Source organism: Moorena sp. SIO4G3, from assembly GCF_010692305.1.
Taxonomy (GTDB): domain Bacteria; phylum Cyanobacteriota; class Cyanobacteriia; order Cyanobacteriales; family Coleofasciculaceae; genus Moorena; species Moorena producens_A.
Genome location: NZ_JAAHIG010000023.1, coordinates 36534 through 60932 on the forward strand (window position 1 = coordinate 36534; position 24399 = coordinate 60932).

The following is a 24399-nucleotide window of genomic DNA, read 5'->3' on the forward strand; positions in this document are numbered from 1 at the left end:
CTTATTTGACTAATCCACTAGGAGAAAAGCGAAATGCCAATTGCTGTTGGAATGATTGAAACTGAGGGCTTTCCAGCTGTTGTAGAAGCAGCTGATGCGATGGTTAAAGCCGCTCGCGTCACCCTTGTGGGTTATGAAAAAATCGGTAGCGCTCGTGTAACCGTGATTGTGCGGGGAGATGTTTCCGAGGTGCAAGCTTCCGTATCTGCTGGAATAGAATCAGCAAACCGGGTGAATGGAGGTAAGGTGGTATCCACCCATATCATCGCTCGTCCCCATGAAAACTTAGAGTATGTCCTACCAATTCGTTACAGCGAAGCTGTGGAACAGTTCCGTAGCTACTAGCCAAGATGCTCCTAAAAACCATAGAGAGTCTAGAGGCAATTGGCACAAGCTTGGGTGCTGAACTCGTTGGTATGCAGTGACTATAGGTTTAGCTTAAGGGCTTATATGCCGTCACAACCATCCCACGTGTGGTCAGCGCGTGGGTTGATCAAAATCTTGATAAACGTCTAGGAGTAAAATTCATGTCAATTGCTGTGGGAATGGTGGAAACCCTTGGTTTTCCAGCGGTTGTAGAAGCCGCAGATGCTATGGTGAAAGCGGCTCGTGTCACCCTTGTGGGTTATGAAAAAATTGGTAGCGCTCGTGTAACCGTGATTGTCCGGGGAGATGTGTCTGAGGTGCAAGCTTCCGTATCTGCTGGGGTTGATAACGTTAAGCGTGTTAATGGAGGTCAGGTATTATCTACCCATATTATTGCTCGACCTCACGAAAACCTGGAGTATGTTCTACCAATTCGTTATACCGAAGATGTGGAACAGTTCCGGGAGAGTACTAACGCCATCCGTCCGATGAACCGTCCATAATCGTCCGCCAATTTGAGATTCAAGACATGCCGGTGTCAAGTAGGGGATGTGCTTACCATGAGGGGAGAGATTGCTTGATCCACTAGTTTTGGCTTGGCCATATAACTGCTCCCTAATCCATCTCCCCCCAAGTCCTGTCACCCCAAGTCCTGTTAATAAGTTAGGTCAATGCAAATTGCCAAGGTCCGAGGCACGGTCGTTAGTACTTATAAAGATCCTAGTCTTAGAGGAACTAAATTCCTTTTCCTGCAATACCTAGATGATGCAGGAGAACCACTGCCCAAGTATGAGGTAGCAGCTGACATAGTCGGTGCTGGTATAAATGAGTGGGTGCTAGTCAGCCGTGGCAGCGCGGCTCGGCAAGTTGGTGAGAGTGACAAGCGTCCCATCGACGCTATGGTGGTGGGGATTATTGACACGGTCAGTGTGGACAATAGCATGCTCTACAGCAAAAAAGACCAGTATTAGTGAGTAGGTTCTGACAATAGTGGCTTTGGGTAGTAGCTTTGGGTAGTAGCTTATGGCTTGTTATCCATTGCTCGATTCTGACTTGGACCCTTTTGCTTTCCAAAGCAGTTATTTGTAACGATAAGCCATAACGGTAGAGGTTAACTATTAACAATCCAGCAATTTCTGCGTGATTACAATTCCCGAGTGGGAGCAGCAGAAATAACTAACCCCCAATCCTCAAGTGTGGGGCTTGACAAAAATCTATTTCATGACAGTGTATCTCAAATAAAAATTAGGAGGAAAACATCTATGGCATTTAGCACCCAGGCAGCTCCCCCAACACCTTGGTCAAGGAATCTGGCTGAACCAAAAATTGATGACACAGCTTATGTCCATTCTTTTTCCAACATTATTGGAGATGTAGAGATTGGGCCAAATGTATTGATTGCCTCGGGAACCTCGATTCGAGCTGATGAAGGGGGACCATTTTACATCGGTGAAGGTACCAATATTCAAGATGGTGTTGTGATTCATGGTCTTGAAGACGGTCGGGTTGTTGGGGATGACCAGGAAGAGTACTCAGTTTGGATTGGCAAGGATGCATCGATTACCCACATGAGCCTGATTCATGGTCCTGCTTATGTTGGGGATGATTGCTTTATTGGCTTTCGCTCTACGGTGTTTAATGCTAGAGTTGGCAAGGGCTGTATTGTGATGATGCATGCCCTTGTTCAGGATGTCGAAATTCCTCCCGGTAAATATGTTCCTTCCGGAGCGGTGATTACTAATCAGCAGCAAGCTGACCGACTACCGGATGTAGAAGAGCAAGATAGAACGTTTGCTAACCATGTGGTGGCAATCAATGATGCATTGCGGGCGGGTTATCAGTGTGCAGAGGATGATTCCTGCATGATGCCCATCCGCAAGGAAATTGCTGAAAATGCTGACTCTAATGGTCATAGTAGCCCTGATAGTTCCCATAAATCTTTCAGATCAATGTCTTCAAATACAGGATTAAGTTCAGAGCTTCAACAACGAGTTCGTCAACTGTTAGGCCAAGGATACCGAATTGGTGCTGAATATGCTGATGAGCGTCGCTTCCGTACTAGTTCCTGGAAGAGTGCTTCCGGAATACACTCCGATCGTGAATCAGAAGTGCTCCAATCCTTGGGTGATTGTCTGGCAGACCACGCTGGTGAGTATGTCCGACTAATTGGGATTGACCCGAAAGCTAAACGCCGGGTGTGTGAAGAGATTATCCAAAAACCGGGTGGCCCTGTTTCTGGAAGTTCCACTGGATCTGGTTCAAGAAGCTACAGCCCCTACAGCTCTGCTCCTCAACCTACTGCGGGTTTCTCTAGCAATGGCTTAGACTCATCAGTCGATGATCTAGTTCGTCAACTGTTGTCCCAAGGGTATCGGATTGGTATTGAGTATGCTGATGAGCGTCGCTTCCGGACTAGTTCCTGGAAGAGTGCCCCTGGCATAAGCTCCGATAACCTATCACAGGCTTTGGCAGACCTAGGGGCTTGTTTGGCAGACCACGCTGGTGAGTATGTCCGACTGATTGGGATTGACCCGAAAGCCAAGCGCCGGGTGATGGAAAAGATTATTCAAAAACCTGGGGACACGGTAAACTCTGGTGCTAAATCTGCCCCTAGTAGTAGCTATACTCCCCGTTCAAGCCAATCCTCAGGATTCAATGGCAGCAGCGTTTCTGGTTCATCCTTGACTCAAGATATCGTTGATAAGATTCGTAGCTTGTTGTCCCAAGGTTATCGCATTGGTACTGAACATGCGGATAAACGTCGATTCCGCACCAGCTCTTGGCAGAGTTGCTCCCCCATTGACTCTACTCGGGTTTCAGACGTGGTTGAAGGTCTAGAAACCTGCTTGGTTCAACATTCGGGTGAGTATGTACGGTTGATTGGTATTGATCCGAAAGCTAAACGGCGTGTTCTAGAGACGCTGATTCAAAAGCCTTAATTTATAAGCATAGCACAGGGAACAGGGAACAGATAGGGAAGTGTGGGAAGTGTGGGAAGTGTGGGAAGTGTGGGGAGATGGGAAGAAGCCCCAATACCGTACTGCATCCCTTAGAAAACAAACCGTCAAACCCTATCCCCCTACTCCCTTGCTGCGAGAACCATTTAATTTAAATCAAGACCAGCTTATTGATAGGTATTAGACTTCTTGCAACGGTAAAGAAGCCCTCAAAAATGATAGTGCTAGAGTCAAATTTAATCCCAAAACCCTTTACCCAAAACCCTTTACCCCCAAAACTGCGGCGAAGTCTACTGTGCCAAAAATTATGCACTTGCCTAAACTTCAATTGAGTAATAATTCTCATATATACGTGGAAGGAAATGTGAGCATTGATCCTAGTGCTGTTATTTCAGCAGGGGTAATTTTGCGAGCGGATCGAGATAGTAAAATAACGATTGCAGCCGGTGTTTGTATCGGTATGGGAGCAATTATTCATGCTCACAAAGGTACTGTGGAGGTGGAATCAGGAGCGAGTTTAGGCGCTGGGGTTCTGGTCGTCGGGAAGGGAAAAATTGGCGCTAATGCTAGTATTGGCTCCCTGACGACAATTTGGAATCATTCTGTGGAATCCTTACAAGTTGTGCCATCAGCGTCGGTGTTGGGGGATAAGGGGCGTCCATTACCGGAAGAGTCTCAACCAAGTCCTGATACCTTGGAGCAGAAACCTCAGGAGTCGTCATCAGCTGTACCTGAAAACAGCTTTACCACGGAATCTGTCAATGGTCAAGTGCCATCCACTAGTAATACGGTGGCTACAGAGACTACAGAGACGAATACTATAGAGACTAATAATACACAGACTAATAATACACAGACAAATACAACAGAGACTAATACTATAGAGACTAACACAACAGAGACTATTGAGGCTGAGACGACCGCTGAGTCGCAGACAGAATCACCAGCCCCGAAGACTCAACCTACTGTTCATGGGCAGGGGAGCTTGAACCGATTACTGGATACTCTGTTTCCCTATAATCAATCTTTTAATAGTCCTAGCAAAGACACATAGTATGTCTCAATTGGCTTTTAGGGAGTAGGTAGTAGGGAGTCGGGACAAAATGCTGTGGATTTAATTATTATGAGAAGCGCTAGGTAAACTAGATTTTCGGTTTTGCGAACGCGCCCCGGGTGACTTTTGGTCAATCCCATCACAGCTACCTAGACCCATCCCTTTTTTGCGAACGCGCCCCGGGTGACTTTTGGTCAATCCCATCAAAGCTCCGTAGACCCATCCCTTTTTTTGCGATCGCATAAAAATTCCCTAGACTCTGGCTAAATCCCTCAATGTTTAATCCCAGCCACCTGCACCATTTTGACAAAACCCAGTCGAGGCTGGTATAATAACCCCGGCTTTATTACGGAATTTAGGAAAAATGTCTCCAGAAAAGTTTTTGTCATCCAGTGTTTGGGTTGCCAGGGTGAAAACTTTCTTCCAGGCCATGGATGTCGATCGAGATGGATTCTTGTCCCTCTCCGACTACGAACATACCGCAGACAGGTTGGTCGAACTTGGAGGTGATCCGTCGAGATCTCAAGAAATCCGGGAGCTGTTTCGCGCCCTGTTTAAGAACATGATGGCTGGAGGGGCTCCGGTCGATGGCAACACCAGAATCAGCGAAGAAGAGTGCGTCGCCAACGCTGCGAAGGCAGTGACGTTGGTCGAATCGGCACGGGAAGTGGCTAGGCGCAAGAACGAGGTCTTTTTTGATCTCATCGACACCGATAACTCCGGAGAGATCTCCAGTAAAGAGTACCGGAAGTATCTGGCAATATATTTCGGGGAAGAGGACCCTGACCGCGCCGATCAGGCTTTCGATAGCATTGATGTTGATGGCAACGGTTCCATCAGCCGCGACGAGTTTATAGAAGGTCATATACACTACTGGTTTGAAGATGGTAGCGACCCAAGCTTTTCTCCCCTTCCCTATGGCCCGTTGGTCGATCATTGACATCCTCCCTCGTTAAATCAGAGATTATAACGAGGGATTCCCAAACCTCACGATCTGGGTTTACTGCTTTTATGGCACTTATCTAGGTTGTTACCAACCCCCGACAGCCCGCCTACACAGTCAATTTTCTCCACGATCTGCCCGACCGCAGCGATACCACGTTGACAAATTACTTGAGCCGCTGCAACATCTCGGTTAATTTCAAAACTACATTCGGAGCATTTGTGAATGCGTTCGGACAAGTCTTTTTTGCCTGTATGCATCCCACAATTTGGGCAAATTTGACTGGTATATCTGTAGTCAACCTTGCCAAAATATACTCCTCGTTTCCAGCAAACCCAAGCCAATATAATGAAGAATTGACCAAAACCTGCATCAAGGGTATGTTTACCTAACATCCCTTTTGCCCAAGTTCTAAAATCTAAGTCCTCAACGAATATCATTCCAGCTTGGTCACAAAAATGATGTGCTAACTTGAAGTGAAAATCTTTTCGAGTATCTGATATCTTTTGATGAAGTCTCGCTATTTTACGATTGAGTTTATGTCTATTTTTGGAACCTTTTTTCTTTAACTTTAATCTGCGTTGTAGCAATTTCAGCTTACTGTGCAGTTTGGTTAAGAACCTAGGTCGTTCTATTAGCTCATTATCAGAAGTTGCTAGAAACTTGTCTAGTCCAACATCAATCCCTATCGGATGACCTCGTGCTGGTATATCAGGAACACTGACCTCACTTTGTAAAGACAGCATTGCAAAATAACCGCTAGCCCGTCTAACTACCCTGACTTGTTTGATTTTGACCCCTTCTAGAATTGGTCGTGATAATCTCATCTTGACCCATCCAATCTGAGGCAGTTTAATCCAATCATTAACAACTGGATTAGCTTTGAACTGAGGAAAGACAAAAGAACGCATTCGATACTTATTTTTAAATCGAGGGAAACCATATCCCTTTGATTTCATACTTGTAAATGCTTTGTCTAACGTCTTAAGCACTTGTTGTAAAACCTGTGCGTTTACGCTTTTCAGTTCAGGATTAGACTTTTTAGCTTTGGTTAAATTTGCTGACTGTTCTTTGTATCCTGGATACGGTGCATTTGCTGAGATGATAAATTCTTGTTGTAACGAACAATAATTTATTGAACACTTTCTACTGTTGTACCAGTCTTTTCTCTCCCTTAAGGCATAATTCCAAACCTTTCTACAGACCACTAACATTTCTTCAATGATTGCGATCTGTTTTTTTGTCGGGACTAGCTTGTACTCGTAAGTAAGTGTCAACATGAATCTAGTTTAACACAAGTCTATCAAAACATGATCATCTGGGTAGATGAGATACAACGATACTTTCAATTCTTTATGCTACCGCGTTGTTAATTTATTGGTCGTGATTCATATCACCGCGCTTATTGAGGCGCGACCCCGTAATTTAATTCGCCTACAGAAAGCGCGCCTCCAGAGATTAGAGCGGGAGTCCTCTCACAACATTTTCGATAGAACTATTTCATAAATATTTTGTGGCATTTTATTCGACTTTGGGTAGTCGGAAAGATGTAGTGATTTGTCTACGGTCTGGTGAAGGTAACCGGAGCTAAAATCACTACTTGTATATATAGCAATCCTATCTGATTCGTGAAATAAATGGGCTGCTTTAAGGCAGAAGGCAGAAGGGACAGGAGTTGGAGCTAGTTTTTAATAAGTCCAGTGATTTTACAAATGATTTAGGATTGCTATAGCATTTATAAATAGGTTATGAACAATATTGCTGATTTCTCATAACATCAAAAACTCTTTGGATCTCTTTCCTACAGCTCCCTGCTTCCTTTTAGAATCAATCCTATATTTAGATCATGTCCAGTTGAATACTTAGACCCTTGCCTGAAAGCAAGGTAGAGGGCACAAGTAAAGGAGTAAGGTTTCAAGGGTAGTGGTGTTTTATAGCGTTTCTCGTAGCTATATAACAGGCTTAGTGACAAAAAATTAGCGTTCGCGTAGCAGCTACCTAGACTCATCCCTTTTTTGCGATCGCAAACGCAGCTACCTAAACCTATCCCTTTTATGCGATCGCGTAGCGTGACTTTTGGTCAATCCCGTAGCGTGACTTTTGGTCAATCCCGTAGCGTGACTTTTGGTCAATCCCGTAGCGTGACTTTTGGTCAATCCCATAAAAATATTACCATTTTGCGTTCGCGTAGCGTGACCTGTGGTCAATCCCATAACAGCTCCCTAGAAGTATCTCATAACAGCTCCCTAGAAGTATCCCTTACGGTCATGATCACTAAATTTGGTGATCCAATTGTTTGCCATAGGTGACGTTCCTACACTTCACTATCCGTTAAGTGTAAGCTTCTAGCACTCCTTAGAGCTACTAAAACTTCCTTTGAGGTACTATTAGTTATAGAGCTATTTATAACCGGATTCCCTTTACGGCGTTTTATAGTGGGGAACACGCCCAGCCCCACTCGTTTTAGGTTAATTGCAGCATTTACGTCGCGATCAACCAATAACATTTCTTGCTCATCCCAATACTCGCGGAGGTCGCAATCCGTGAATACAAACTCGTCTCGATAGCTTAACAGCTGAGAGGTATAGGCAGGGTTACACTTTTTCGTTACTGCTCCAGCTTTTCCAGCTATGTAGTCCAGTACCTCAAAGAACTGCCCAAACCCTGCGTCCAACCAAGACTTATTTAATCCAGATTTAGCGGACTGTCCATTAGGCAAATATCCACCCTTCCCATCTGGCTTGGGTTTATTTCGTTTATTTAAACCAGTAAGGTTCAAATTTTCGTAATAGAAAACTTTTTTTCCGGTTCTAACCAGAACATGAGCTGTTTTATAGGCATGATCCTTTCGGCTCCTAGCAATCCGTTGATGTATTCTCGCTTCACGCGATTGCAATTTCCTTCTAGCTTTACTGCCTTTTGTCTTGGCATTCTTTTTTGTCTGTACCTTTTCTAAATCAGAATGATTATTACGGTAAGACTTAAGTGAAGGTAGCTTGGTGTTTTCAGATGTTGCTAGATAATCGTCTCCGTAAAGTACCGCATCCAACCCTATGCTATTATCCCAAGTGGGAATAACACTTTCTGGTGTAAACGCTGGTACTGTAGAATCTTCTAAGCATAAGGTTGTGTACCAACCATCGGTTTTCTTGGTGATTAGAATATTCTTGATCTTAAACCCGTCGGGCAGCGGACGATGTAGTCGTACTTTGAGCCAGCCCTTGAGTTTACTTATCTTTAGCCATATCCATTTCCTCTCGATTCTAGCTACAGAAAAACAGTCTTTCCCATCTATCTTTAAAGTCCTGTATCTAGCTTGATTTTTAAATCTAGGTTTTCCGCTACGACTACCATTACAATCGCCTTTGATGAATCGACTGAAAGCTAGGTCTGCTCTTTTACATACGTCCTGTAAAGTATTCGCCGGAACTCGGGTAAAGTCCAGCAATTCACCTGAGTGGACAACCTGACTGCCGGACACAAGTGCCTCAAAGCCTGATTATGCCTGGGTGATGGGATGCAGGTTTTGAGGGGAAGGTCCCAGATAACTGGTAGAAAAGAGCGATTGACCTTTGCTCACGCTACACCGAAGGCAAGACTCGTACAAAAAGGGTAGAGGGATATGCGAGGCTAGAGTCACTACACAACCAGCCGATCGGAGCATGTCCAACTCTACCCAAATTCATGATCAACTGTTAGACTTTCTGTGTCAATACAGCAGCTACCCTCGATCTGCGCCATCTAAAAACCTTAGCCTGGATGGTGAGTGCCTTAATTAGCAAGTCGGAGGCAAACTGAGCAAAGGCTTGCAAGTCGTCAAACTGTGCTAGTTCTAGCTTCAACTTACCAGCCACTTTCTTCATTGCCTTAGTTTGGGCAGCAGAACCTACCCGTGACACTGAGATACCAGGGTTAATCGCTGGTCTGACACCAGAGTTGAATAGGTCAGAGGAGAGGAAGATTTGACCATCAGTAATAGAAATTACATTAGTCGGAATGTAAGCTGATACGTCACCAGCCTGAGTTTCAATAATAGGCAGAGCGGTCATACTACCACCACCCAGTTCATCATTCAGTTTAGCTGCCCGTTCCAACAACCGGGAGTGGACGTAGAACACATCTCCTGGATAAGCTTCCCGTCCTGGTGGACGGCGCAGGAGTAGGGACATCTGGCGATAGGCTTGAGCTTGCTTAGACAAGTCATCATAAATCACTAGGGTTGCCTTACCGTTGTACATAAAGTACTCGGCAATCGAGGCACCGGTGTAGGGAGCCAAGAACTGTAGAGTAGCTGGGTCATTGGCATTCGCTGCCACGACCACAGTGTAGTCTAATGCTCCTTTTTCCTGGAGGGTATTCACCACTTGGGCTACGGTAGATGCCTTCTGACCAATAGCAACATAGACACAAATTACATCTTCCTGTTTCTGGTTGATGATTGTGTCTACAGCAATAGCAGTTTTCCCGGTTTGTCGGTCACCGATAATCAACTCCCGCTGACCGCGTCCAACGGGAATCATAGCGTCAATAGCGGTGATTCCCGTTTGCATGGGTTCACAAACTGAACGCCGCGCAATAATCCCTGGGGCCATGGATTCCACCAGACGGGATTCAGTGCTTTGAATGTCCCCCTTACCATCAATGGGACGACCCAAGCCATCAACTACCCGACCAATCAGTGCCTCTCCGACGGGTACCTGAGCAATTTTACCAGTAGCAGTAACCGAGCTACCTTCCTGGATATTTAAACCATCCCCCATCAGCACTGCACCCACATTGTCCTGTTCTAAGTTCTGGGCAATGCCAACGGTGCCATCTTCAAACTCCAGCAGTTCCCCAGCCATGCACTTTTCCAAGCCATAAATCCGGGCAATACCATCACCAACTTGCAAAACCGTTCCAACGTTGGAAACCGCAAAACCTTGGTTATATCCTTGAATTTGCTGCCGAATAATGCTGCTTATTTCGTCTGGTCTAATGCTAATCATGATGTGTTTTTATCGTTAACTAACTAATTGTTTACTGTTAACTATTAACTGTTGACTGTTGACTGTTGACTGTTCAAGGTTATGTCCCAAGGGGTTAATCTTTAAGCAACTAACCTACCCTAAAAGGTAACCCTCAGAGAACCAACTAACTTACCCTACACCGACTACGGGGCGAACAACCAACGTGACGTACTTCAACTCGTCAGAGCCATACCGATGCGACGGAGTTGTCCTTTTAGACTGGCATCAAATATCTGAGACCCGACTTTAATGATCACACCACCAATTACATCCGGGTCAATTTTTGTATCCAGTTCTACCTGATTGGCTCCCGTGAGGGACTTAACTTTCTCACGAACTGATTCTTGCTGAGCTTCAGAAAGTTCTATTGCTGAACTGACCTCAGCCAAAACAGTTTGATCTAACTCCCTGAGAAGTTCTTGGTACTTCAGGCAAATGCCTTCCAAAAACGCAATGCGCCCACGGTCTACTAGAATCCTTAAAAAATTCATGGTGTAGGGGTGAAGTTGGTCCCCAGCAATTTGTTGCAAGACCCCGATTTTATCCTCAGCTCTGACCACAGGAGAGCCTAAAAACTCCTGCAATTGTGGCGATTCTTTCAAAAGACTCAGCAGAGTATCTACATCCTCACTGAGTTTGCCTTTGAGTTCGTTATCGGACTTAGCCAAATCGAGCAACGCTTCTGCATAAGGTTCGAGTACTTGGCCACTCAAAAAACCACCTTTCATGAGCCACCTCCCAACAGAGCGATGTTGCGGTCAATTAATTGTTGTTGAGCGGAATTATCTAATGTATCTCTGAGTTGGGCATCAACCTTAGCCATTGCCATGGTAGCAACTCGCTGGCGTAGTTCGGCCATTGCTCGTTCCCTTTCCGAGTTCAAATCCTGAACTGCTGATTCTTTCATCCGTTCAATCTCTTGAGCCGAAGCGGCCAAAATTGCCTCTTTAGCTGCTTTAGCATTAACTTCTGCTGCAGCACGAATGTTTTCTGCCTCGACTTGGGCTTGAGCTAACTTCTGCTGTTGATCTGCTAAGGCTTCGGCTCCTTGTCTTTGACGAGCTTCTACTTCTTTAATGGCCTGTTCAATTTTTGAGCGTCGCTCACTCAAAATGTTTCCCACTAATTTGCTTCCGAAGTAGTAGAGTACTCCCAACAAAATACTCAGGTTGATTAGGTTGGTTTCAAGAATATTAAAGTTTAATCCAAAACCACCTTCTCCATGAGCTTCTGTTGCCAATAATACTAAATTCCCCATCATATCCGTTTACAATTGTTTTGAACGCATAATCTTGCTAAGCTATGACCTGTCCACCTACTCTCAAGATAATTATCTCAAGACAATTATTTCAAGACAATTATCTCAAGACAATTATCTCAAGATAATTAATAGTTTGAAATAGTTTGACAGTACTCCCACATCGCAAATCTCTTAGGAGTTTTAGTAAATATATGGGTGAGGCGGTCAAGACGCCACCATTTATCTTACTAACGCTGGCCCTAACAATTTTTCTAAGATTTGGCGAGATAGATCATCCACCTGTTGTTCGAGGGAAGCCATTGCTTGCTGTTTCTGTTGATCAATTTCTTCTTGAGCTTTTGCTCGTTCAGCCTGAGCTTCTTGTTGGGCTTCAGCAACCGCTTGAGCTGCCATTTTTCTGGCATCTTCTTGAGCAGCAGCGATCACAGCTTGAGACTGCTTCCGGGCTTGACCCAACTGTTCTTCATACTCTTTAGCCATGTTTTCGGCTTTAGACAAGCGTTCTTTGGCATCAGATTCCTGATTCCGGATGTATTCGTCACGCTCATCCAGCGTTTTTGTCAGTGGCTTATAGAATATGGCATTTAATACGACTGTCAAAACTAGAAACTGCAATGCCATCAGAGGCAGAGTAGCATCAAAATCAAACATTTTTTACAAATCCCAAATCGGAATAAAACCGAACAATTAACCGTATCAGACCTACCATGTAGAGACGTTGCCTGCAACGTCTCTACATAAAGTATCAGGTTCTAAGAAAATGGGTTAGCAAACAGCAGTACCAGAGAAATTACCAGACCATAGATAGTCAGGGATTCCATGAATGCCAAGGTTAACAGCAGAGTACCGCGAATTTTTCCTTCAGCTTCCGGCTGACGAGCAATACCTTCTACAGCTTGACCAGCAGCATTTCCTTGACCGATACCAGGGCCGATAGCAGCTAAACCGACAGCAAGAGCAGCAGCGACAACTGAAGCAGCAGCAACGATTGGATCCATGATGATTTTTCTTATCCGTGATTAAAGAACAAAATACAGAGCTACTAGTCAGAAGGAAACTCCGAAGGAGTGATCAATTCCAACTATTTCTAATTTAAGGCTACCGTGCGATTCCGATGACTAAGGTTATCCCTTAATGTTCTTCGCCTTCGACTTCTATTGCCTCGTGAATGTAGGCAGCTGCCAAGGTAGCGAATACCAGGGCTTGAATTGCACTGGTAAATAGACCTAGCGCCATAATTGGCAACGGGATAAACAGAGGCACTAGCAGCACCAACACTGCTACTACCAGTTCATCTGCCAGAATATTGCCAAATAAACGGAAGCTTAGGGAGAGGGGCTTGGTGAAGTCTTCTAAAATCTTGATCGGCAAGAGGATTGGTATTGGCTGAATATAGCCAGCGAAGTAACCTAAACCCTTCTTGCTCAAACCAGCGTAAAAATACGCCAAGGATGTTAGTAAGGCTAAAGCAACGGTGGTATTGATGTCATTGGTAGGAGCCGCCAGCTCACCGGATGGGAGCTCGATAATTCCCCAAGGAATTAGGGCTCCTGACCAGTTTGACACGAAGATAAACAAAAACAGTGTACCGATAAAAGGTACCCAAGGGCGATATTCTTTTTCCCCTAGCTGGTTTTTCGCTAAATCCCTCAAAAATTCTAGGGCGTACTCCATTAAATTTTGGATACCGCCAGGAACCATTTGGACATTTCGAGTTGCCGCAAGGGAAGCTACTACCAGAATAGCAATCACTACCCAGGAGGTGAGAAAAACCTGACCGTGTAATGTTAAATTGCCAATCCGCCAATAAAAGTGTTCACCAACTTCTAAGGAAGCAAGGGGTAAAGAATTCAGAACGTTTAAAGCATTTATCATTTCCATTCTGGAGATTTACCCAGATTTCTGTCAAGGGTGAAACGTCTGTTTATCCTACCAATAAATCCGACTTAAATAAATCTTACTTAGAGGTAGGATTTACTAGGCTTTGCAGGATATAGACGATAATTGCGGCTTTGTACGTCAGAAACCCTAAAAATATAGGAAGTATTTGTAATTTTTGCCATTGACTGGCTACTACAATTATCCCAATAAAAACCGCAAACCGAGCCATGCTCGGACGCCTATTTTGTTGGCTTAGCCGCTCTACGTCTTTAGCCAACATTCTCAAGTAAACCATACCAGTACACGCCCCGATCAAATAATTTAAGGCAATGTTGAGGGAGTAAACCAGCCACACACAGATGAAAATAATCCCTGTCGCGACTAGGGTGACCAACAACAGAGTTTGTTTGAGTTGGTAATACTCCTCCATTGACGAACTCGTTGAAGGGGATAAGTAACTTTTTTGCGTGTTTTCCTCCATGGTCAATGGTTTCTCAAGAGGGTCATCTGACAAGTTCACCGGTAGCAGCAAATGCTAGTCCAGTCATCTGGCTTGTTTTCACAAACCAGAGGTAATCATATCATGGGAAAGGTCACAATACTTAACAAATCTGGTATAAAAATAACTAATCCCTCCGAAGTGCGGTATAAGTAAGGGTTTCGGCTGACAGGGTGATGGATAAATGCGGCAACGCATGGGTGCATGTAACGGATAGGTAGTGACTACACAAACTAAGCTTCCAGACTTAGGCTGACCACACCAATGATTTTCTCTGAGTCCTTGAGGTGCGGACGAAAGTTTGTATAGCTCCATCCTTGAGGGGGCAGGGGACTAGTGCTAGAGGTGATTGACTGACTTTACTCCTAAAATCAACGGTTTTACTTAGGTAGCGGTGGAGCGGTAGCTAAACCGAACAAAACCATTGCCAATGTTGGGTTTCACTATGTTCGACCCAACGGACAAACCAAAATTTGTCACTCAACAGGGAAAGTCTATATATTGTATTGGGATCTTGATGCGTTCGCGTAGCGGCTCGTACCGAGCATCGCGTAGCGTGGCCTACGGCCAATCGCGTAGCGGCTCGTACCGAGCATCGCGTTTGACAGAAGGATATCTCATTTGGCGTACTTCTTAAGAAGTATCTCGCAACTAGCGAGAGGCAACAAAGGTACAACCCAACAAAAATATTGGTTAAATATTACTGAATTGAATTCAATAAATACCGACATGGTCAGCAAAGCACTAGTATAGATGCCAATTTGTCGCTTCATGGCACTCAGAAATACTAGACTCATTACCAATACCATTGGCAACTTAGCTTTGATACCAATGAAATCAGGATTTGATAATGTAATTAACCCATCTAAGGAAGGAGCATTAACATGTCCGTCTGGATTTCTAGTGGCTGAAAATAGAATTGATTTAAAGAATCCTTCTGCATTCCATAAGATAAATGGTAGTGACGTGATCCCAGGGATAACAAGTATTAACAACAAAGCGATGAAGGTATCCTTTACAGGATTATCGTCTGATGATTGCCAAGCCCAAATCAGATAAAGTGGTAGTAAAAATATAGCAATTTGTTTAATCGCTAAAGACAAGCTAAACATCAAGAAAGCTGTAGACTTGTGTTTCGGCAGTAACATCAGGGAAAGAATCAGAAAAAATATAGCTAGGAAATCCAAGTTGCCGTCGATACTAACATAAATTGTCCATCGGTTCAGTAACCAGAATAAAGCAGCAAACCAGCCAAATATAAAGAGGTTATGGTTATACAAATGATAGAAAATTAAACCAGCAATACCGATATTAACCATTAAAAATATCGGTCGCCATAGGGAAATCCAGTCTGAGTAGTCTTGGAACCCCAATAATTGAGTTAATGCTGAAAGCCAATAAAAAAGGGGGAAATAGGTAGCATACTTCTGATTCTCTCTCATATTTCCCGATAAGACTCTAGCGTAGGGATTTTCCCCCGATAAAATTCGCTTCCCTTCTACCCAGCTATAGTAAATATCATGTCCTTCAGTGTTATAGTTCCAAACTTGCAAAAGTTTGACATTAATGACAACACCGACCACAGCGATTAAAATTAGACAGATAATTACTAAACTCTTTCTTTGACTCATTATCATCTTCCTTCTTGGTTATTCGTTAATTAACCATTAACGAATAACCTTCAATGATAAGTATTCAATGGAATTTGAGCTCACGGTTTATTTTCTCAGGACGCCCCATCCCAGCTGTGATGGCATAACTTTGAGCCAACAACTGTAACCAAAGCCGTGGATAACGCTTTTCAAGCCAGGGCTGTAACCGTCGAACTAGACTGGGAAACCAACCTTTGAGCAACCCGCTGACAAAGGCATTGCTAGTAAAACTTAAGTAACTGCCTACCCAAAGCAAGAAATCCTTAGCACCAGCCATTTCCAAAATCCAGGGGATGAGGGCAGGGTTTCGCCGAGCTGCTTTGAGTGCCAGTCGATTAAAGGTTAACCAACTGAAACGGTCTTTAATAAACGTATCTGGTACCTCCGGTGGTTCATCTGCCAGCAACCCAAAGAAAGTATTGAGCATGGCGTTAATCCGCTGGGGTGGTAGATGACGACCTGTTGGTACCATCATCCCTTGGGAAAAGAGCCAGGTCACAGCAATATTACTTTGATAGGCGCGAATTTGATTTAAATCCTTAACACTCAAAAGATTGTGCCGCAAGGCAGTGTCCAACAGATCGGTTAAGCGATAGAGGTTACGCACTAAGGAACCGAAGCCAGTGAACACCAAGGGGGACTGAAGGGAAGCAGCATCACCAATGGCAACCAGTCGGTCAAAGGCCACAATGCGATCGCGACTTCCGACCGTAAAATGTCCGGGAATATACCCAAAGGTTGGTTTCTTCCACACCAACTTTTCAATATCACATCGGCGGTATTCCGGTAAGATAGTAAAGAAATCTTCATACATTTCTAATAAAGAGCCGGGATTCTCAGGATGTATCTGATGGTAATGGAACAAATAAATTGTCAATTCCTCACCTGCACCAGGGAACAACTCCCAAATCAGCTGACGTCCCCGGGAAATATCCCCATGACTATTGAGAACATCACCATAATCGGAATCCCACACCTGAGGCTCTAATCCCTCAATCACAGCCCCCACCGTAGGACAGACACTATTAAACGCCCTACCCCCATTGAGCTGCCAAGCAATTGGTGAAGCCGTTCCCATGGCATCCACCAACAGACGACCACTCGCTTGTCGGTGAGATTTAGTCGGTAAGTGTTGCACTTCCACCACAACGTCCTCTGGGGTGATAGTTGCTTGGATAAACTCTGTCTCATCCCAGATTTCTCCCCCAGCACTGGTGAGCTTTTTCCCACACAGTTGCAAAAATTTAGCAGAATCAATGGCGATATTGAGCACCGTTGGCGTGTGCAATATCGCTGCTTTCAAGTGGGGTGGGTTGTTGCTATCAAAGAACTTATTAAATCCATCAACGTATTCCCTACCAATAATCCCTTCAAACTCAGTTGGAGTAAATAAACCCAAATCAATCAGGCTTTGAAACTCATCCCGTGAAATATTCCATTCCCGGTTCATCCGCCCAAAGGTTAACCGCTCAATAAGCAATACCCGATAACCCCGCTGCGCCATTGTTGCAGCATGGATCACTCCCAAGGCACCACCGATGTAGATTACGTCGTACTTAGAGGTTGAAGGTTGACGGTTAGTCGGTTGAAGGTTAGATGGTTGAAGGTTAGATGGTTGAAGGTTAGATGGTTGAAGGTTAGTTGTTTCAAGGTTAGTTGTTTCAAGGTTAGTTGGTTGAAGGTTAGATGGTTGAAGGTTAGATGGTTGAAGGTTAGATGGTTGAAGGTTAGTTGGTTGAAGGTTTGAAGGTTGAAGGTTATTTTGGGAACCTTGGCCAAAAGGCCACGCTTCGCGAACAACCTGCAACTGGCCAACCTTCAACTGTTGGGAACTTTCAACCTTCAACTCCTTAAACAGGACCTGCTTGGGCTGCTGGGGGTTACGAACCCCCTCACGCCAGCGCTTTTCCCACCAATAAACTCGATTAAGGTCATATTCTCCTCTAGGCATTTTCCGGAAAAAGTGCACAGTCTGAGGATAATAGGGTGCTAATGCTTCAAAGATAGATTGCTCAGATAACTCTACATCCGGTGGTTCTGGATAGTGGTACGGGAATTGATCCCGAAGACTCTGGGTCAGCTGTCTTAGAATTAGCGTTTCGCCGCTCAGGGGCTTTTCGGACCAACGAAAGGCTTTGAGGTAGGTGGTTCGCTGGACGGACCACACAAAAATCGAGATTTCTGGAATCAAAGAAACTACAACTGTAGTCTTGTGATTAGAATTCTCATCAGGAGTAGTCTCCCATTGCAGACGGATACCATCCGGCGTGATTATCTTATCCCCGAGCTTAGGCTGCCATTCCTGTTGCAACCAGTGGCAGACAGTCTTGGTGTCTGGTGTAGGGATTTCTACGTACAAAATCTCTTTCATAGGGGTTATGTGATCACAAATGTCATTAAGAGGAGAGACGGAGGTAATCAGTAGTGAAAATACGCTAAGCTTCCAAGTATCGACTTGTTTAATATTCGTAAAAATACTTTACATTGATTTCAGTTTAGTTATAGTCAAGGGTGCCCTTGTTTGTTAGGTATGAATTATCCCATTCCAGCTAGTCCACAAGAAATAGTCGCCCTACGTCAACAACCAGTTGATGAAGAACTGGTGGTCATGGCGATTGCTGGTGTCATTCACATTGCCCGTCAAGAGGGACAGTCCCTTGACGATTTAACTGCCGAAGTCTTAGCAGAAGACGATTGGCTTGATCACTCACAAAGAGTATTACTCAATGACCTGCTTGTCGAAGCCTGGGAGAGTCTGCCTGAATTGGAATGGCAGGCGTCTTAAGCAACGCCCGAGCTGCTTAGGCTAATTGCGACGACTCAAGCCATAATGCATCTACCTTTTTCATCATTGATTGATTGATTGGCATTAGACCTGCTATACTTAGTAGTTTTATGATCCTGTTTGCCTCAATTGTTGTTTATGCAAGCCTTTTGCCTGAGAACTCCGGCGAAGTCTATTGATTGGCAAATTTCCCCCAGTTAGAACACTACTCCTGAGTCAAACTAGATCCTTAACAGAACCGATCAATTCCTATTCCCCTTGCCTAGTAGTTGCATTACGCTCTTGTAGCTGCAAAAGAATTTGGGCATGAAATTCCTTGGTGATGGGATAGAAGTAAGCGAGTACTATACCACCAATCAAGAATAGGGTTGGCAATGGTCCAATAGCGATACGGATGGCTAGCAGTGCCGAATCAGGTTGGGTCGGGACTGGTTGCCCAGCAGTAGATGAGATGAATCCTGACCACTCTAGGGCAATACCGACTAAAAACAACCCTAGGGCTAAACCAAGTTTTTGCAGCAAAACCATGAAGCCGTAAAATACCCCTTCCCGACGCTGACCTGTTGTCAATTCATCAAGTTCAATCACATCGGGCACCATCGACCAGGGGATGAGATAAGCCACAGAAACCCCAAAACCAGCCATAATAGCTAAACAGTACATTAAGATAACTTGACCAGGTTGTAGCAAAAATATACCAACTTGAGCGATAACCCACAGACTAGTTCCCATAAAGTAAGCGGTTTTTTTGCCCAATCGCTCACTGACCATCTTCCAGAAAAACAGCATTAATAACGCAGTACCTTGAACCGCAAGGGCGACTAAGGGAAAGGTAGACTCGGGCAATCCCATCCAATTGACTACGAAGTAAAGCAGGATAGAACCGATTAACTGGACACCTAACCAGGAACACAGGTAAATACCAATCACATATAGAAAAGGCTGGTTACTGAATACAATCCGCAGTTGCTCAAAATAGGATAAGGAGGCTGAAGTGTCAGCTTCAGAGCGCTCTGTAAAAGCAGAGCTATGTTTCAGGTGGGGTTCTGGGGTAGAAAATATTAGAGTTATACCAAAGACGGTAATTAGTAAACCAAGAAGACTCAGAAAGATACCAGTGATATCAGGGTTGCTAGTGGCACCCAATAATTTGGCAGTCACTGGGATCATCCGAGCAATGCCATAGAAAAATGATAGAGGTCCAATTAGGGTGAGCAGAGTTCCTACAGTCTTTTTCTGCTGAGTTCCCAATATAGGCTGTGCACCTCGTTCTTGGATGCGCAGCACACACCAAAATATCGGCAGCACCGCCAGCAAGGTGGTGACTAACCCTAGCACTAGATATTGCTTACCACTATCACCGGCATAGGCACTAAAAATTAATCCCCCTAGAACTAAGGTTAGGATGCTGCCACCGATGGAAAAGGTAAAGCGAAAGCTGTTGAGGCTAGTGCGTTCGTTGTAATCTTGGGTGAGTTCTGGGGTTAGGGCGGTGTAGGGTAGGTTAACTGCCGTGTAGGCAATGTTGAACAGAATAGCAATCAGAAGATAGTAGCTAAACAGTAACCAGTTATTAATGGTATTGTTATTGCTGAAGTGGGGGACAATCCACTGTAGGAAAAACAGAACACCAAACGGAATTGCCCCAAACAGCATCCAGGGAATCCGACGCCCCCAACTAGAACGAGTGCGATCGCTCATAATCCCAACCATGGGATCATTGATGGCATCGGAAACTTTGCCAATCATCAGAATGCTCCCTGCCAAACCCGCTGGTAAACCAGCCACATTGGTTAAAAATGGCAGGAGGTAAAAGACTAAGAGATTGGCGGTCATGGCTGGACCCATATCTCCAGCACCATAAGCTAGTTTGGTGGTAAAGTTAAGCTTTTCGAGTCCACCGGAGACTTCGGGACGATTACTGGCATCAGAACTAGAAACATCACTCATAACCCATAAGATAATTTAGCTAGCGAATGTAGTGATAGGAATTTTTTTAGCAAAACGAATCACTCATAAGCCATTTCTAACATTAGACTTCTTGTAGAAGTAGGGAAATTCGGAACTTGGGTTTATTGGGAACAACGGCCAGATTCGGTCGAATAGTTTTCGACTTTTGTTTCAGGTCAATTCCCTGAGCAATACCTAACCAATATCAATGGCGCGAACTATGTCAGAACTTTACGTCTCCTGGTCAGAGTACTATGAAAAAATCGAACGGCTAGCTGTGAAAGTCTATCAAGCCGATTGGGATTTCAACCAGATTGTCTGTATTGCTAAGGGCGGATTACGGGTTGGTGATATCCTCTGTCGCATTTACAATCAGCCCTTAGGGATTCTGTCTGCTGTTTCGTATACTGGACCAGACAATCGGATCCGAGGACCGATAACCTTTTCGAGCCACCTGGCCATGACGACGGCAAAATTAGGTAATCGGATCCTGTTGGTGGATGATTTAGTGGATTCTGGTATTAGTCTACGAGAGGGGATTAAATGGCTTTATAGTCATTATGGTACAGAAATTGAGGAGATTCGTACTGCTGTGATCTGGTATAAAGCCTGTTCTGGCATTGCTCCTGATTACTATGTAGATTATTTGCCAGATAATCCTTGGATTCATCAGCCTTTTGAACCGTATGAGTCCATGAGTCCAGCTGATTTGGCTCAAACCTATTTAGTTACAGAAGTGTGATCCGATCACGGCAGAGTGAGCAGAGCCAGCAGAGGGGGAACAGAAATAGCACAGAAATAATAGTTGAAAGTAACCTAGACTGAACAGAAGTGATATAATATCGAGACTCGACTACCTTGCTCTACTCAAGCTGGCAGAATTTGAGATTGTCCCAGTAAATGCGATCGCTTTCTGGGGGGAAAGACTGGATAGTTTGGAAATTCTGATCGATTAGGCAAGTGAGTGGTATTTCGCAATTCCGATGCACCCCAAGGGGCAATACCATGGGGAATTGTGATTGCGAACCTGTGATTAACTTAGCTATTACTTTTAGCCCTCAAAATGTCCTGAAAATGTCATTTTAGAGCTATACAAAGGTAGACGCTTAATTTGGCTGGCCTGAGGCTAGGGTAGCCATAAAAATTTACAGCTTCTCACTAAATCGTGCCGAATTGGCATCATACTATTGGTTAGGCTATCACTGGATAGAGAGGTGACAAGCCATAATCTGATCTACTCAATACCTAGAACTAAATACCTAGAACAAATGGAAATGTCAACAGTAGAACAAACGGAACAAACGGAAATGTCAACAGTAGAACAAACAGAACAAACGGAAATGTCAACAAACCCTGAAGCAGAAAAGAAGAAAGAAAATAAAAAAGGGTTACGAGGTACCCCAGCCCAAGCTACAACTCGTCTGCTACTACACTTGTGGGATCTAGGGGGATCAAAGCAGGAGGTGAAAAGAAAAGACTTAAGTGATACAGTAAAACTGAATAATGAGAGGTCTGGTGATTATACTGACATCTTTAAAACATTGGAAACAGATGGGACGATAAAGAAAACAAAAAAAGCCCGAATCGAGTATGTGTTTTTGACAGAGCAAGGCTTGGAAGTACTAGATGCTGGCATCAAAAGCGCTGATTTTGAGTTTGACGGTAGTCTGGTCAGAGCTAAGGATGTCAAGGCTGTTCTAAATTGGATTCGAGAGAGAAGCTCAGTGGCTAAAGTGGTTGACCCAGGGGCTGATGCTGCGAAAACTGGGGAAAATGCGATCGCTTCTTATGAAACCTTTGAGTCGGTGGTCTTGGAGGTCTACGACAAGCTAAATCAGGACTATAACCTTGATGATCTCGTACCGATTTATCGGATTAGACGGGAAATTGGGGATAGTGTCAGTCGTTCCCAGTTCAATGAGTGGTTGTTGGAGATGCAAGCTAAGGATATTTTGCAACTCCAAGGTGGTAGCTTACCCGATAGCGATCCATCCCAAATCGAAGATTCTATCACAACAGAACTGACTGGATTACGCTGCTATGCTAAGCGGCTATAATCCTAGGCTGGTCTGGTTATTGCCCTAAATCTCTGTTGACTGTTTGTAGCGTTTCCTCACACCAAAATGACTAACAGTTTATCATGACTAATAGTTCCTCTCCCCTTGAACAACCATGACTAATAGTTCCTCTCCCCTTGAAGAACTCCATAATGCCATCAAAAAAGAAAACCCTTTTAACAAAGAGCTAGTTGTCACAAAGCAAAATGTATGGAAAGAAGCATTTCCTGACGTTGGTTCTATCAATGCTCATGCCTCCGACGCCGTTTTTGATGCTGTTGAACAAGTTCGTACTGGGCAGCGTCAGGTTATTGGCATTACCATCAAAGCGGAAAAAGGGTTAGGCAAAAGTCATTTGCTCAGTAGGGTTCGCCATCAACTTCAAGCTGAGGGCGGTGCTTGGTTTGTATACATGACTGATTATAATGACCTTAATCGGATCAAGCCGGAATTTTTGAAGACCCTGGCATTAAGTCTCAAGGAAGTTGGTAGCCAGGGGGTGACTCAGTGGCAAGAGTTAGCGACTGCTTTAGCCAATGAGACGATGAAAAAACCTTACAAATCTCAGCAGTTAGTCAACGTATTTCCCAATGTCTTGGCTAAGAATCCCAAGGTAATTGGTCAACTTACTGATAAAGTTGTTGAAATCAAGACAGACATCGATAATCCGGATCTGATCAGAGGAATTTTATGGACATTATCAAAGCAGCATGCCCCTTATGCGATTAACTGGCTTTCTGGGAAAAGTTTATCCCAGAAAAAAGCTGATGAAATGGAGTTACCCAATGATTCGGAAGATGACAAAGATCATTTCGATATAACTTGTCAAATTTTAGACCTAATTAGTGATTACAATCCTTTGGTGGTATGTTTTGATCAATTAGATGGTCCAGGATGTGATGATTCAGGGTTTACCAGAGCACAAGTTATTGCCAGCTTAGGAACTGATTTATACAATAGCCTTAAACGGGGTGTGTTGCTGACGGCTATGTTTCCTGAAATTTGGACACATCAAATTAGAGCATTAGAGTTAAATGATGCAGTTGTTGACAGAATAGGCGAGCGAGTAGTTGAGTTGAATTATCTCAATTATGACCAGATAATTGATCTAGTTTCCCGATGGTTAGAAAAGTTTTATGATGAAAAAAAACTAACTCCTCCTCAGCGGGTTTATCCCTTTACGGAAGAAACACTGAAAGAATTGGGTAAACAACGACCAACAGCAAGAAGGGTTCTGAAATGGTGTCAAACTAATTGGGGATTACCTAATGGTCAGCAAATTTCATCCCATAGACCTGGTATAAATCCCGTTAGCTCTGCTTATAATAACGAAATCAAAAATATTGACAATGAAGAGTACATGGAGGATGACTCTCAACTCACTAACGCGATTAAGTTTGGCCTCAACCAACTCATCGGACAGATAGTGGCAGGAGTCACAATCGAAAAAATTGAAGCTCCCGTTAAACCCAAAAATAAATACCTCGGCGTCAAGATAGTTGGTAAACAAGAAGGTAATACGGTCAAAATCGGACTAGCGGTCATCCAAGCCTCTGTTGGAAACAGGGTAACGAGTGGGTTATATCATCTTGGGGATTATAAAAAATATGATCTGAACCGTGGTTGTTTAGTCCGGTCTAAACCCATAAGTCCAAATGCCAAGAAGGCTCAAGAGTATTTGAAGAACCTTAAGGCTCAAGCCGGAAAATGGGTAGTGTTGAAAACAGAGGAGGTTAAGCCCTTGATTGCGATTCGCGCTGTTTATGAGAGTCGTGAAGACTATGAATTGAGTGAAGAGCAAATTAAAGATTTTATCGCTAACACAAAGCTAGCCATAGATAACCGATTACTGCGAGAAATTTTGAGTGCTCCATCGGAAGAAATTCCTGAAGAGGCAGTGGATGAAGAGGCGTAAAGTTAAAGGATGATTAAGTCAACGAAGCTATATAGCAAAAGGAACAGCGGATCTGGAAACAGGGAGTAGG

At 44.1% G+C, this 24399-nt stretch carries 25 protein-coding genes and 1 pseudogene; 11 read left to right on the top strand and 15 right to left on the bottom strand.

Annotated features, from left to right (window positions below; translation table 11 throughout):
• Positions 1–33 precede the first annotated feature (33 nt).
• The 7 genes from F6J99_RS06445 (at position 34) to F6J99_RS06475 (ending at position 5317) form a co-directional block, all read left to right on the top strand.
• Complete coding sequence (locus F6J99_RS06445) at positions 34–345, top strand: carbon dioxide-concentrating mechanism protein CcmK (RefSeq protein ID WP_008185070.1); 312 nt, start codon at positions 34–36, stop codon at positions 343–345.
• A 182-nt stretch (positions 346–527) separates the two neighbouring features.
• Positions 528–869 carry a carbon dioxide-concentrating mechanism protein CcmK gene (locus tag F6J99_RS06450; protein WP_044493402.1) on the top strand — a complete coding sequence of 114 codons (342 nt, stop codon included), beginning with the start codon at positions 528–530 and terminating at the stop codon, positions 867–869.
• 168 nt (positions 870–1037) lie between these two features.
• Positions 1038–1337, top strand: a complete 300-nt coding sequence (locus tag F6J99_RS06455) for a EutN/CcmL family microcompartment protein (protein ID WP_008185074.1) — start codon at positions 1038–1040, stop codon at positions 1335–1337.
• Positions 1338–1628: 291 nt separating this feature from the next.
• Complete coding sequence (locus F6J99_RS06460) at positions 1629–3305, top strand: ribulose bisphosphate carboxylase small subunit (protein ID WP_293112210.1); 1677 nt, start codon at positions 1629–1631, stop codon at positions 3303–3305.
• Positions 3306–3345: 40 nt separating this feature from the next.
• Positions 3346–3507, top strand: coding sequence for a hypothetical protein (locus tag F6J99_RS06465; RefSeq protein ID WP_293112211.1), 162 nt, complete (start codon positions 3346–3348; stop codon positions 3505–3507).
• A gap of 144 nt (positions 3508–3651) precedes the next feature.
• Complete coding sequence (locus F6J99_RS06470; RefSeq protein ID WP_293112212.1) at positions 3652–4377, top strand: hypothetical protein; 726 nt, start codon at positions 3652–3654, stop codon at positions 4375–4377.
• 364 nt (positions 4378–4741) lie between these two features.
• Positions 4742–5317, top strand: coding sequence for an EF-hand domain-containing protein (locus F6J99_RS06475; RefSeq protein ID WP_293112213.1), 576 nt, complete (start codon positions 4742–4744; stop codon positions 5315–5317).
• A 47-nt stretch (positions 5318–5364) separates the two neighbouring features.
• Here F6J99_RS06475 and F6J99_RS06480 read toward each other — a convergent pair whose 3' ends face one another.
• From F6J99_RS06480 to F6J99_RS45460, 14 genes and pseudogenes are all read right to left on the bottom strand, one after another.
• A complete protein-coding gene (locus tag F6J99_RS06480) occupies positions 5365–6600 on the bottom strand; it encodes a transposase (protein WP_293112214.1) in 1236 nt (411 codons plus the stop codon).
• Between the two features lie 753 nt (positions 6601–7353).
• A complete protein-coding gene (locus F6J99_RS06485; RefSeq protein WP_293112215.1) occupies positions 7354–7533 on the bottom strand; it encodes a hypothetical protein in 180 nt (59 codons plus the stop codon).
• A gap of 101 nt (positions 7534–7634) precedes the next feature.
• Positions 7635–8801, bottom strand: a complete 1167-nt coding sequence (locus F6J99_RS06490) for a transposase (protein WP_293112216.1) — start codon at positions 8799–8801, stop codon at positions 7635–7637.
• A 298-nt stretch (positions 8802–9099) separates the two neighbouring features.
• Positions 9100–10308 (bottom strand): annotated as a pseudogene (gene atpA, locus F6J99_RS06495) (F0F1 ATP synthase subunit alpha); the annotation flags it as partial.
• A 194-nt stretch (positions 10309–10502) separates the two neighbouring features.
• A complete protein-coding gene (gene atpH / locus F6J99_RS06500; protein WP_075898226.1) occupies positions 10503–11057 on the bottom strand; it encodes an ATP synthase F1 subunit delta in 555 nt (184 codons plus the stop codon).
• A complete protein-coding gene (locus F6J99_RS06505; protein ID WP_293112217.1) occupies positions 11054–11587 on the bottom strand; it encodes a F0F1 ATP synthase subunit B in 534 nt (177 codons plus the stop codon). The genes atpH and F6J99_RS06505 overlap by 4 nt, the downstream gene beginning before the upstream one ends.
• A gap of 222 nt (positions 11588–11809) precedes the next feature.
• Positions 11810–12241, bottom strand: coding sequence for a F0F1 ATP synthase subunit B' (locus tag F6J99_RS06510; protein ID WP_293112218.1), 432 nt, complete (start codon positions 12239–12241; stop codon positions 11810–11812).
• 101 nt (positions 12242–12342) lie between these two features.
• Entirely contained in the window at positions 12343–12588 is a 246-nt protein-coding gene (atpE, locus tag F6J99_RS06515; RefSeq protein ID WP_008181101.1) for an ATP synthase F0 subunit C, read from the bottom strand.
• Positions 12589–12721: 133 nt separating this feature from the next.
• Entirely contained in the window at positions 12722–13471 is a 750-nt protein-coding gene (gene atpB / locus F6J99_RS06520) for a F0F1 ATP synthase subunit A (RefSeq protein ID WP_070392128.1), read from the bottom strand.
• A gap of 76 nt (positions 13472–13547) precedes the next feature.
• Complete coding sequence (locus F6J99_RS06525) at positions 13548–13901, bottom strand: ATP synthase subunit I (RefSeq protein ID WP_293112331.1); 354 nt, start codon at positions 13899–13901, stop codon at positions 13548–13550.
• 475 nt (positions 13902–14376) lie between these two features.
• Entirely contained in the window at positions 14377–14541 is a 165-nt protein-coding gene (locus F6J99_RS06530) for a hypothetical protein (protein WP_293112219.1), read from the bottom strand.
• A 46-nt stretch (positions 14542–14587) separates the two neighbouring features.
• Positions 14588–15601: a hypothetical protein gene (locus F6J99_RS06535; RefSeq protein WP_293112220.1), complete on the bottom strand. Its 1014-nt coding sequence runs from the start codon at positions 15599–15601 to the stop codon at positions 14588–14590.
• Positions 15602–15665: 64 nt separating this feature from the next.
• Positions 15666–17126, bottom strand: a complete 1461-nt coding sequence (locus F6J99_RS45455) for a flavin-dependent dehydrogenase (protein WP_365972749.1) — start codon at positions 17124–17126, stop codon at positions 15666–15668.
• Between the two features lie 41 nt (positions 17127–17167).
• Positions 17168–17437: a pentapeptide repeat-containing protein gene (locus F6J99_RS45460; protein WP_365972751.1), complete on the bottom strand. Its 270-nt coding sequence runs from the start codon at positions 17435–17437 to the stop codon at positions 17168–17170.
• Between the two features lie 715 nt (positions 17438–18152).
• On the opposite strand from F6J99_RS45460, the gene F6J99_RS06545 reads away from it, so the two are divergent.
• Positions 18153–18407 carry a hypothetical protein gene (locus F6J99_RS06545; RefSeq protein ID WP_293112222.1) on the top strand — a complete coding sequence of 85 codons (255 nt, stop codon included), beginning with the start codon at positions 18153–18155 and terminating at the stop codon, positions 18405–18407.
• 249 nt (positions 18408–18656) lie between these two features.
• On the opposite strand, the gene F6J99_RS06550 is transcribed toward F6J99_RS06545, so the two are convergent.
• Entirely contained in the window at positions 18657–20357 is a 1701-nt protein-coding gene (locus F6J99_RS06550) for an MFS transporter (RefSeq protein ID WP_293112223.1), read from the bottom strand.
• A gap of 220 nt (positions 20358–20577) precedes the next feature.
• Between F6J99_RS06550 and F6J99_RS06555 the strand changes: the two genes are divergently transcribed.
• The 3 genes from F6J99_RS06555 (at position 20578) to F6J99_RS06565 (ending at position 24329) form a co-directional block, all read left to right on the top strand.
• Positions 20578–21099: a phosphoribosyltransferase family protein gene (locus F6J99_RS06555; protein WP_293112224.1), complete on the top strand. Its 522-nt coding sequence runs from the start codon at positions 20578–20580 to the stop codon at positions 21097–21099.
• Positions 21100–21571: 472 nt separating this feature from the next.
• A complete protein-coding gene (locus tag F6J99_RS06560; protein WP_293112225.1) occupies positions 21572–22414 on the top strand; it encodes a hypothetical protein in 843 nt (280 codons plus the stop codon).
• A gap of 115 nt (positions 22415–22529) precedes the next feature.
• Positions 22530–24329, top strand: coding sequence for a hypothetical protein (locus F6J99_RS06565; RefSeq protein ID WP_293112226.1), 1800 nt, complete (start codon positions 22530–22532; stop codon positions 24327–24329).
• Positions 24330–24399: the final 70 nt, after the last annotated feature.